Origin of the sequence: Vibrio sp. vnigr-6D03, assembly GCF_002835515.1 — a bacterium.
Lineage (GTDB): Bacteria > Pseudomonadota > Gammaproteobacteria > Enterobacterales > Vibrionaceae > Vibrio > Vibrio penaeicida.
Genome location: NZ_PIZL01000024.1, coordinates 158,973 through 169,525 on the forward strand (window position 1 = coordinate 158,973; position 10,553 = coordinate 169,525).

General features: G+C 43.5%; 9 protein-coding genes and 1 pseudogene. 7 read left to right on the top strand and 3 right to left on the bottom strand.

Features of this window, described 5'->3' with window-relative positions:
- Positions 1 to 111 precede the first annotated feature (111 nt).
- From CW749_RS20215 to CW749_RS20225, 3 genes are read left to right on the top strand one after another with little or no spacing between them, the layout of a single operon-like run.
- On the top strand, positions 112 to 1,515 hold the full coding sequence (locus CW749_RS20215) for a replicative DNA helicase (RefSeq protein WP_101114182.1): 1,404 nt from the start codon (positions 112 to 114) through the stop codon (positions 1,513 to 1,515).
- A gap of 18 nt (positions 1,516 to 1,533) precedes the next feature.
- Positions 1,534 to 2,610 carry an alanine racemase gene (alr, locus tag CW749_RS20220; protein ID WP_201797022.1) on the top strand — a complete coding sequence of 359 codons (1,077 nt, stop codon included), beginning with the start codon at positions 1,534 to 1,536 and terminating at the stop codon, positions 2,608 to 2,610.
- 3 nt (positions 2,611 to 2,613) lie between these two features.
- The gene (locus CW749_RS20225) at positions 2,614 to 3,828 is read left to right on the top strand and encodes a BamA/TamA family outer membrane protein (RefSeq protein ID WP_237322506.1); all 1,215 of its coding nucleotides are present in this window, start codon (positions 2,614 to 2,616) and stop codon (positions 3,826 to 3,828) included.
- A gap of 87 nt (positions 3,829 to 3,915) precedes the next feature.
- On the opposite strand, the gene CW749_RS20230 is transcribed toward CW749_RS20225, so the two are convergent.
- Positions 3,916 to 4,341, bottom strand: a complete 426-nt coding sequence (locus CW749_RS20230; RefSeq protein ID WP_101114167.1) for a secondary thiamine-phosphate synthase enzyme YjbQ — start codon at positions 4,339 to 4,341, stop codon at positions 3,916 to 3,918.
- 284 nt (positions 4,342 to 4,625) lie between these two features.
- Between CW749_RS20230 and pgi the strand changes: the two genes are divergently transcribed.
- Positions 4,626 to 6,278 (top strand): glucose-6-phosphate isomerase, encoded by a 1,653-nt coding sequence (gene pgi, locus CW749_RS20235; RefSeq protein WP_101114169.1) that lies wholly within the window; start codon positions 4,626 to 4,628, stop codon positions 6,276 to 6,278.
- Positions 6,279 to 6,406: 128 nt separating this feature from the next.
- On the opposite strand, the gene CW749_RS20240 is transcribed toward pgi, so the two are convergent.
- Complete coding sequence (locus CW749_RS20240; RefSeq protein WP_101114171.1) at positions 6,407 to 6,868, bottom strand: chemotaxis protein CheX; 462 nt, start codon at positions 6,866 to 6,868, stop codon at positions 6,407 to 6,409.
- A gap of 13 nt (positions 6,869 to 6,881) precedes the next feature.
- Complete coding sequence (gene zur, locus CW749_RS20245; RefSeq protein WP_101114173.1) at positions 6,882 to 7,340, bottom strand: zinc uptake transcriptional repressor Zur; 459 nt, start codon at positions 7,338 to 7,340, stop codon at positions 6,882 to 6,884.
- A gap of 535 nt (positions 7,341 to 7,875) precedes the next feature.
- On the opposite strand from zur, the gene CW749_RS28440 reads away from it, so the two are divergent.
- The 3 genes and pseudogenes from CW749_RS28440 (at position 7,876) to CW749_RS20265 (ending at position 10,540) form a co-directional block, all read left to right on the top strand.
- Positions 7,876 to 8,115 (top strand): hypothetical protein, encoded by a 240-nt coding sequence (locus tag CW749_RS28440; protein ID WP_233448352.1) that lies wholly within the window; start codon positions 7,876 to 7,878, stop codon positions 8,113 to 8,115.
- 42 nt (positions 8,116 to 8,157) lie between these two features.
- Positions 8,158 to 8,360: pseudogene (locus CW749_RS20260) on the top strand (hypothetical protein).
- A gap of 659 nt (positions 8,361 to 9,019) precedes the next feature.
- A complete protein-coding gene (locus CW749_RS20265) occupies positions 9,020 to 10,540 on the top strand; it encodes an anti-phage dCTP deaminase (protein WP_101114178.1) in 1,521 nt (506 codons plus the stop codon).
- Positions 10,541 to 10,553: the final 13 nt, after the last annotated feature.

Consider the following 10,553-nt stretch of genomic DNA (forward strand, 5'->3'; position numbering starts at 1 on the left):
CGGTGCCTTGTCTGAAAGTCAATTCATTCTCGCTGAACCGAGCATCTTGAGGTTACTTGGGTATAGAACTTAGCTATAATGAACGATCACGATAAGCTGTTGAGAACACCCATGCCAGATACCCGAGATAATCGTAATAAGAAGCCAATAGATAGCCAAGTTGACGCTATCAAAGTACCGCCGCATTCGTTAGAAGCAGAGCAATCTGTTATCGGTGGTCTGCTTTTAGATAATGAACGTTGGGATTCGGTTGCTGAAAGGGTAGTGGTGAAGGACTTTTATAGCCGACCACATAGAATGATTTTTGAAGGGGTGAAAACCCTTTTAGAAGAAAACAAACCACTCGATCTAATCACCTTATCGGAATTCCTAGAGCAACGAGAAACCCTCGATGATGTAGGCGGCTTTGCTTACCTGGCTGATTTGGCGAAAAACACGCCAAGTGCCGCGAATATAAATGCTTATGCCGATATTGTTGCGGAGCGTGCACTGGTTCGAAACCTAATCGGTGTGGCGAATGAAATTGCCGATGCCGGTTACGATCCACAAGGACGCAGCTCCGAAGACCTTCTTGATTTGGCTGAGAGTAAAGTTTTCGCCATTGCAGAAGACAGAACCAATGAGAATGAAGGTCCTCAGAATGTCGATAACATTCTAGAGAAAACTCTGGAACGTATCGAAATCCTATACAAAACACCACAAAATGGTGTTACGGGTGTTGATACGGGCTTCAACGACCTCAATAAGAAGACGGCAGGTTTACAGGGGTCGGATCTAATTATTGTTGCGGCACGTCCATCGATGGGTAAAACAACCTTTGCGATGAACTTGTGTGAAAACGCCGCCATGGTATCTGATAAGCCAGTGCTTATTTTCTCGTTAGAGATGCCCTCTGAGCAAATCATGATGCGTATGTTGGCATCCCTTTCTCGCGTCGACCAAACAAAAATCCGTACAGGTCAGCTAGACGATGAAGATTGGGCGCGTATTTCTTCTACCATGGGTATTCTCATGGAAAAGAAAAACATGTACATCGATGATAGCTCTGGCCTTACTCCTACTGAAGTTCGTTCTCGTGCACGTCGTATCGCTCGTGAACATGGTGGCTTGTCACTTATCATGGTCGACTACCTTCAGCTGATGCGTGTGCCCGCTCTATCTGATAACCGTACATTGGAAATTGCAGAAATTTCCCGTTCTTTGAAAGCTTTAGCAAAAGAACTGAATGTTCCTGTTGTTGCTCTGTCGCAGCTTAACCGTTCTTTGGAGCAACGAGCAGATAAACGCCCAGTAAACTCGGATCTACGTGAATCAGGTTCTATCGAGCAGGATGCCGATTTGATCATGTTCATCTACCGTGACGAAGTGTACAACCCAGACAGCACACTCAAAGGTATTGCCGAGATCATTTTGGGTAAACAACGTAATGGTCCTATCGGTTCCGTGCGACTGACGTTCCAAGGACAATTCTCTCGCTTCGACAACTACGCAGGTCCCGCGTTTGATGATGAGTAATCTTCCCCTATGAGCTATATGAAAGCGGCGTCCGCATGCATCGATCTTTCTGCATTGAAGCACAACCTGAAAATGGTGAAGCAGCATGCGCCCAACAGTAAAGTTATGTCGGTGGTTAAAGCCAATGCTTATGGGCATGGCTTACTGAAAATAGCGCAAGCGGCCGTTGATGCTGATGCTTTTGGTGTGGCAAGAATAGAAGAAGCCCTGCAGTTGCGTGCAGGGGGGATTGTGAAACCCATATTGTTGCTTGAAGGTTTTTATTCCTCGCGTGACTTACCGATATTGGTGACCAATAACATTCAAACGGTCGTGCATTGTGAAGAGCAGCTTGAAGCATTAGAACAAGCAACGTTAGAAAACCCCGTCAAAGTTTGGCTCAAAGTAGACACAGGGATGCACCGCTTAGGTGTTCGGCCTGAAGTGTACTCTGAATACGTTGAACGCTTGAAAGCGTGCGACAATGTGGCTAAACCGCTGCGTTACATTAGTCACTTCGGGTGTGCAGATGAACTAGAAAACCCAGCGACTCAAGAACAAATCGACAGTTTTTTATTGCTGACTGAAGGCTGCAAAGGAGAAAGAACCTTAGCTGCATCTTCAGGGTTGTTGGCTTGGAAAGACAGCCATCTCGACTGGGTTCGCCCAGGTATTATTATGTATGGTGTGTCCCCGTTTGCGGATAAAAGTGCAAATGAGTTGGGCTTTAAACCAGTAATGACACTGAAATCGCACTTGATTGCGGTTCGCGACCTTAAAAAGGGGGAACCCGTTGGCTACGGTGCAATTTGGCATAGTGAACGTGACACCAAAATTGGTGTAATAGCGATTGGCTATGGTGATGGATACCCAAGAACTGCGCCTGCTGGTACACCGGTATTGGTGAATGGTCGGCGTGTATCGGTGGTGGGGCGAGTCTCCATGGACATGCTGACCGTCGATTTGGGAGAGGATTGCCAAGATAAAGTCGGCGATGAGGTTATTTTGTGGGGGCAAGAATTGCCTTCAGAAGAGGTCGCGCAACACATTGGCACAATCGCTTATGAATTAGTGACAAAGCTGACATCGCGTGTTGCCATGGAGTACATGGACTGAGTTATGCCAAAGCGTCTGATTATTTCAAGTCTACTTGCTTCTTCCTTCTGCGCGTCAGGTGTTGCCTCCGCCTATGAGTGGCTTCCACCTTGGATGCCAGACACCGCCGCTGTTCCTTTTGCTTTTTCATCCAGTACGCTGGGAAATACCATCGGTGTGGCGGGTCTGCTGAAAGGTCTTGGTCAACCACAAGCAGGGTTGATTGGGGCAGGGCTGATATCCGATAAAGGCAGCAACATGACCTTTATTGGCTACAACAACTTTCAAGTTGGCAACGCATGGCTACTCGGTTTTGATGCCTACAATGCCAGCTACTCTGACTACATATACCATCTAGGCAGTGCGGGCGATAACGACTCTCTGTACAGCCAGAAAACCGTCACGGATGCAAAGGAAGCGCAATACCACTTCACGATGCGCTACATCATTCCTTGGGGCGCAGCCGCCTTCAAAGGAGCAAGAGCGGCGTATGAACCCAAAAGACGTATTCAAGGGGCATCTCCTGCAACCAGTGGGATTTCCACTATTAAGTTTGAGCCGTTTTTATCCGAACGCAGCTTAAGCAGCTCAAATGATTCGGCACCCGATTCGACATGGGGTGTAAACCTCGGATTTGAATGGGACAATCGTAATGACGTTCGAAACCCAAGCTTAGGGGCTAAGCTGAAATTGAACATCGCTCACGCTCCCGATTCGGGTAACGACAATACATGGACCAAAGTTGAAATTGAGCAAAGTCACTACTTTAGCCTTGGCAAAGTAGACGACGTATTTTCTCGCCAAGTTTTGGCGTTTGATATGTATGTCGCCGATACCCCTACGTGGAATCGCTGTGGTCCCGGAACGTGTGAAAGACCACCGGAATATGCAGGCGTTTCCTTGGGAGGCTTGTACCATCTTCGCGGTTACTCGGCGAATCGTTACCATGGCAGAAGTGCGGTGCACTACAGCTTAGAGTATCGAGTTATGCCAGAGTGGCAGCCCTTACAAAGTTGGCCAATTTTTAATTGGTATGACGTGCCATGGTGGCAGTGGGTGGCTTTCGTTGATGCAGGTAGAGTGGCGGATGAATTCAGTATTCAAGAACTGCATCGCGATATGAAATACAACTTAGGCGGTGGAATTCGCTTCCAAGTAGAAGGCATTGTGGTTCGAACAGAAATGGCATTCGGTGATGAAGAAAGCATGTTTCGTGTGATGATCAATCAGCCGTTTTAGACTATCGTGATGAATATGCTGAATAAGTATAAATGATATGAAGAGGTGCCGAAGTGCACCTCTTTTTAATCTGAAAATAATGGATAACTATTCACATTGCCCTTGAAGCGTAGCGATAATTCTTCGAGCGCCACCATGATCGCGATGCTCTCCTAAGTACACCCCTTGCCAAGTACCTAACGCTAATCGCCCATTACTAATTGGAATACTCACACTTGAACCTAAAGTGGACGCCTTGATATGTGCAGGCATATCATCATCACCTTCATAAGTATGTAAGTAGTAAGGAGCTCGTTCCGGCACAAATTTATTAAAGTGTTGTTCCATATCAGTACGAACGGTTGGATCTGCATTTTCATTCAAAGTTAAGCTTGCGGACGTATGTTGAATAAAAAGATGTAAAAGACCTATCGAGTACTGGTCAATTTGTGGTAAATGTTGTTCAATTTCATCAGTAATAAGATGAAAGCCTCGGCGTTTTGCGGTGAGAGAAAAGGTAGTTTGATGCCACATAGGTTATGCCTTGTTGTTTCTAATCACTAATTGTTATAAACAATCGCATTAATAGTTGATTCCGATTAGGTACAATTGAGATTACGTGATAAACCTCAATGTCAGCGATAACGGGTTGCGCCATAATCCGGAATCTGAAAATTTATTACGTTTTTTTGTGTCGATTGGATATAACAAACACAAAAAGTACGATTCTTTATTTCGCTTAATCTGGAATTCACTCAGCATCATATAAATTAATCTGGCTGAAGAGAACATAATCGAACGAACATTGGACAATTACCATGTTAAAAAATATTGACCCTACCAAGACCCAAGCTTGGAATGCATTAACTGCGCACTTCGAATCGGCACAAGATATGGATCTGAAAGCCTTGTTTGCTGAAGATGCTCAACGTTTCGATAAATTATCTACACGTTTCGGATCGGATATTCTTGTCGATTACTCAAAGAACCTCATTAACGAGGAAACGCTTAAGCACCTATTTGCTTTAGCGAAAGAAACCGAATTAAAAACTGCCATTGATGCTATGTTCAGTGGCGAAGCAATAAACCAAACGGAAGGCCGTGCAGTGCTTCATACGGCACTTCGTAATCGCAGTAACAAGCCAGTTTTAGTTGACGGTGAAGATGTCATGCCAGCGGTAAACGCTGTGCTGGAAAAAATGCAATCATTTACCAACCGTGTAATTGACGGTGAATGGAAAGGTTTCACAGGTAAAGCGATCACCGATATTGTAAACATCGGAATTGGTGGGTCAGATCTCGGTCCATACATGGTGACCGAAGCGCTGGCGCCATACAAAAACCACCTGAACCTGCACTTCGTTTCTAACGTAGATGGCACGCACATCGTTGAAACGTTGAAAAAAGTGAATCCAGAAACAACCTTGTTCCTAATTGCGTCTAAAACATTTACGACGCAAGAAACCATGACAAATGCTCACACGGCACGTGACTGGTTCCTTGAAGCCGCAAGTGATGAAGCGCACGTAGCAAAACACTTTGCCGCTCTTTCAACTAACGCAACGGCAGTGTCTGAGTTTGGTATCGATACCGACAACATGTTCGAATTCTGGGATTGGGTCGGCGGTCGTTACTCACTATGGTCTGCAATTGGTTTGTCTATTGCACTATCCGTTGGCTACGACAACTTTGTGGAGTTGCTGGATGGCGCACACGAGATGGACAACCACTTCGCAAGCACGGATCTGGAAAGCAATATCCCAGTTATCCTCGCTTTAATTGGTGTGTGGTACAACAACTTCCACGGTGCAGAATCGGAAGCGATTTTGCCATACGATCAATACATGCATCGTTTTGCGGCTTACTTCCAGCAAGGCAATATGGAATCCAACGGCAAATACGTCGATCGCGATGGTAATGCCGTGACCTATCAAACGGGCCCAGTTATTTGGGGTGAACCTGGTACCAATGGTCAGCACGCGTTTTATCAGCTTATCCACCAAGGTACAAAGTTGATCCCTTGTGATTTCATTGCCCCTGCTCTAAGCCATAATCCAGCGAGCGATCACCACCAGAAACTCATGTCTAACTTCTTTGCGCAAACTGAAGCACTTGCATTTGGTAAGTCTGAAGAAGCGGTTAGAGCTGAGTTTGCAAGCGCAGGTAAGAGTGAAGAAGAAGTAGCGTCGCTTGTACCATTCAAAGTGTTTGAAGGTAACCGCCCTACTAACTCGATTTTGGTTAAGCAAATTACGCCGAAGACTCTGGGCAATCTGATTGCAATGTACGAGCACAAGATCTTTGCACAAGGTGTTATCTGGAATATCTTTAGCTTCGATCAGTGGGGGGTAGAGCTTGGTAAGCAGCTAGCGAATCAGATTTTGCCTGAACTGGCAGACCAATCTGAAATTAGCTCTCATGATAGTTCAACCAACGGTTTGATTAACGCGTTCAAAGCTTACAAAGCTTAAGCGTATTGAAATACCGCATATAAGTTAAAAACAAAAGGTCAGCAATTGCTGACTTTTTTTCATTCCAATGACAAATAAAAAAAGCTGTCGCATTCGCAACAGCTTTTCTCTTGTTCGGCTCTATCTTCTTATTCGAAGCAGATCTCGATAAATGCGTTACCCCACTCAGAGGTAAATGGCATGATGATGATCGCGCCTTCACATTTGTGACGAATGGTGTGACCTTTACCCGAAACAACGACGGGTGTTGCCATGTCGAAGTCAAAACCACTTTCTGAAAGAATGCGTTTTGCACCACCTGTAACCATATTAGTGATTTCACCCACCATATCGGTTACTTCTTCGTTTAGACCATTCGGACGTTCGCCTAGCATGTTTTGCATGATTTCCAATGCCAGAGACTCGTCAAAAGTAATCGACATTGAACCTCGGCTTTGGTCTCCGACCATACCAATCAAACCAGACACATCACCACGAGCAATTTCATCTTTCTTTACTCGAGGTTTCTGAGGCTTTAGCTCCAGTGAAGCCATAGTTTTCAGTACATTCATTAGTGAAGCTAAAAACGGGTTTACAAATTCAGCGCGCATAACGTTCTATCTTTTATTTGTCCGTAAAGTCTGAAAAACAACTTTTGCAAGTACCGTGAGTTTCAATAACGTGATTGGTTAACTGAAACCCCTGTTTTTCACTATTTTTTGCCAACAAGGCTACAAGTTGGTCATCCTGATGTTCAGCTACATTCCCGCACTTATCGCAAATAAGCAGGTGAGAGAAATGCTTGTGAGTACCAAAAGAGCAACACGAGATAAAGCTATTCGTGGACTCAACTCGATGGATAAAACCTTGTTCCAATAAGAAATCCAACGCTCTATAGACCGTTGGTGGTTTTGCCTGAGGTTCACTTTCTTTTAGCCTATCTAACAAATCATAAGCGCTAGACGCACTTTTGCTTGCAAAAATTAGCTCGAACACTCTTTTACGCTGTGGTGTAAGCCTGACCCCACGGCTTTGGCAGATGCCTTCAATTTGTTCTAACAACGACAACTCCAATTGGCTCATCCATTTTGGTGCACATTATTAATAATATACCATTTATCTAGCAAGTTAGGCAGTAAAGGGCGTTTTTTTTAACCCTATGCAAAAGAAGCCAACCAATCAAGCGATGAATAGAATGCAAAAAACATTTTGTGATTATAAGTCACTTCCAACATCAGGAATTGTGCACACTGCAACAATGTGTCACATATTTGGCATGCATGCGGTAAGTGTCTTGAACGCGTTTCTACCAGACTTTTACCAAAAACCGCAACAACTTTATGGAGAAGTGTTAAACAAGGTGTGATTTGGCGTTAATTATGGAGTAAATCTGAATTCGTCATCATGGTGCTTCTATATCTATGAAAACATCCAAAACCATTTCGTCACCATGACCAGCAAGTCACGCGGTATCCGCAATAACAACCCGCTCAATATTGAGTACAACAAAAACAACCAGTGGACAGAGCAAACGGGCGTCGAGCTGCTCGGGCGCTTTGCCACCTTTTCGCACATGAAATACGGCATCCGAGCGAGTGCCAAGCTCATTAAGAACTACATGACCCGTTACGGCTTAGTCACCGTGTTCGACATCATCAACCGATGGGCACCCGACCACGAAAACCCAACCAACGTATACGCCGACACGGTCGCGGCGAGAATGGGCGTAGAAGTGCATCAACCCCTCACACATGCTCACATTCCAGACCTTGTCTACGAAATGATTAAGTTTGAGTGCGGCGTGTACGTTGACCGCGCCCTCGTGATGGAAGGCAGCCGATTAGCGGGGGCGGTGTAATTTCCGGTTTATTAATTCTCACAATTAGCAAAGGAGGACAAAATGAAAAAGCTTATTAAAGAGAAATTGAATATCGACATTGACCAGCCATCCACAAAAAAGGGCTTAGCATTACTTGGTGCGGGAGCGGCTTTGGTATCTGGTCACCCTGAACTCATCAACGCGAGCGTAACGGCAGTATTATTGGCGCAAGTGCTCCAATAGTGTTTGGTCTTTGGGAAACCTTGCCCAATGAGTTCAAGTAATGACCGAGTATCAAACACTAATAATCGCTGTTGCCAGTGCCTTGTCTAGTGGGGTAGGTGTCGGAATTACACTCAAAACAGACGTTAAGTGGCTGCGGATCACTCTAGTTAAATTAGAAGAACGAATATATCGTTTAGAGTGCTTGTCTAGAAATCATCAATAATATCAGTAAGAAAAATAACAAAGTGATTATGCAATGAACACCACTACATATAGTGGTGTTCATTGTTTTTGAGTTCCATATAAAGTGTCATTAATTTTATCTTCTTTAATTTCAATAGGTTATGTTTATTGTGTGCACCTCTCAATATTGATGCTAAATCTTCACAAATAATATTTTATCAGCTAAATTAATATTGATTTGATGCACGGACGCTGTACAATTCGCAGCCGATAATTAGACGTTAAGCTGGATGGTTAGGAAATAATATGTTGACTTTAGTTAGTACGGAAAATGACACTGTTATAAAAGAAACTAGAGCGGACTTGTCAAAAAGTCGTTCAAATGTTGTTTCTATCAAGTCAAAAACTCGAACTAAAGAAAAATCCCAGCAAAATGTGTTACGAGCTGCAAAAAAACTAAAGTGGTAATTTAGATATACGTGCAATCTCATATATCCTGTGTGCATATAAAGCACATAGAATAAATGAGAGCATAATGTCAAAAGAAAACACTGCACCCACCTTAGTACAAAGTAAAACACCAGAAAATACCACCAAACATATTCAGAATAGGCGCTCTCAAGAGCTTGTCATTGGTCTATGCGGAGCTGTTGGTTCTGGTGTTAAAGGCCTCAAAGATACCCTCACAACCGCTTTGAAAGCATCTGGCTATGATATTCATCATGTTCGTATTAGTTCTCACATCAGTCGTATTGATGGAGGAGGCTTATCTAGTCTTGAAGGGTATGAGAGATATGAAAAACTTCAAAATGCAGGGGACAGTTTAAGAAAACAGTACAAGACTACCTTTTTAGCTGAAGTGGCGATAAATGACATTACCGTAACTAGAGACAAGTTATTTGGTTCGGCTTCTGAAGCGGATCAGGGTGATGTTGTTAAGACTGAAAAGAAAGTTGCTTATTTGATTGATCAACTAAAGCACCCCGACGAAATAAGTCTATTGAGAACTGTTTACCCAAACAATTTCTATCAAGTAGCTTTGATTCGCACAGAGAAAGAGCGAAAAGTTAACCTTAGTGAAGAGCAGATTAGTGCTGGTAATATAGATGCTTTGATTAGACGGGACCGTAAGGCAAGTGATGACCATGGTCAACAAGTAGAAAAAGCACTATATAGCGCAGATTACTTTATTCGAAATGAAGCTAATCAAGGAAAGCAACTTAAAAGCTCTGTTACCAGATTCGTTAATCTGATTCACGGACAGATCGGTATCACTCCAACTCACGACGAAGTTGGGCTGTTCTCTGCATATTCAGAAGCACTAAAATCAGCTTGTTTGTCAAGACAAGTAGGTGCTGCCATCATGGATGAGAACGGTAGAGTCATTGCAACTGGGTGTAATGATGTACCTAAGTACAAAGGTGGTTTGTATGATGCCCATTCTGCAGACAAAGACTTTCGATGCACTCATCAGAAGAGATGTTCTAACGACAAACACAAAGGTATCCTTGAGGGTGAAATAGAAAATGTTCTCAAACTGAATAAACTGCCCGCTCAAAAAGCTAAAGAACTAGCGTCGCTTATAATTAACGAGACGAAAGCTAAATCAATTATTGAGTATTCTAGAGCTATCCATGCTGAGATGGATGCGATCACTAGCCTAGCAAGAACGTCATCCTCCTCCACGCAAGATAAAACCCTTTATTGTACGACATACCCTTGCCATAATTGTGCTAGACATATTGTTGCGGCTGGAATAAAACGTGTGGTTTACATTGAGCCATATGAGAAGAGCTTAGCCATGCAGCTTCATGGTGATGCAATTACTGATAGCAATGAATCTAACAAGGTATCCTTTGAGGCGTTTGAAGGCGTGGCTCCAAATAGGTATGAATCTTTCTTTAAGTTTAACAACAAGCGTAAAGATAAGACGGGTAGAGCAATTGAGTTCGATATTATTGAGTGTCACCATGTGGATGCCCAATATCTAGATAGCTATCATGATTATGAATATCGGATTGCAGATATTGTTGATAAAAAACTTAATCTGTATTAATTCAGACTTGATC

Bases quoted from the DNA above. Each gene is read 5' to 3' on its own strand.
- CW749_RS28440 (WP_233448352.1), top strand. From the start codon at position 7,876: ATGACCCGTTACGGCTTAGTCACCGTGTTCGACATCATCAACCGATGG.
- CW749_RS20215 (WP_101114182.1), top strand. From the start codon at position 112: ATGCCAGATACCCGAGATAATCGTAATAAGAAGCCAATAGATAGCCAA.
- CW749_RS20230 (WP_101114167.1), bottom strand. From the start codon at position 4,341: ATGTGGCATCAAACTACCTTTTCTCTCACCGCAAAACGCCGAGGCTTT.
- zur (WP_101114173.1), bottom strand. From the start codon at position 7,340: ATGAGCCAATTGGAGTTGTCGTTGTTAGAACAAATTGAAGGCATCTGC.
- CW749_RS20240 (WP_101114171.1), bottom strand. From the start codon at position 6,868: ATGCGCGCTGAATTTGTAAACCCGTTTTTAGCTTCACTAATGAATGTA.
- CW749_RS20265 (WP_101114178.1), top strand. From the start codon at position 9,020: ATGTCAAAAGAAAACACTGCACCCACCTTAGTACAAAGTAAAACACCA.
- CW749_RS20225 (WP_237322506.1), top strand. From the start codon at position 2,614: ATGCCAAAGCGTCTGATTATTTCAAGTCTACTTGCTTCTTCCTTCTGC.
- pgi (WP_101114169.1), top strand. From the start codon at position 4,626: ATGTTAAAAAATATTGACCCTACCAAGACCCAAGCTTGGAATGCATTA.
- alr (WP_201797022.1), top strand. From the start codon at position 1,534: ATGAAAGCGGCGTCCGCATGCATCGATCTTTCTGCATTGAAGCACAAC.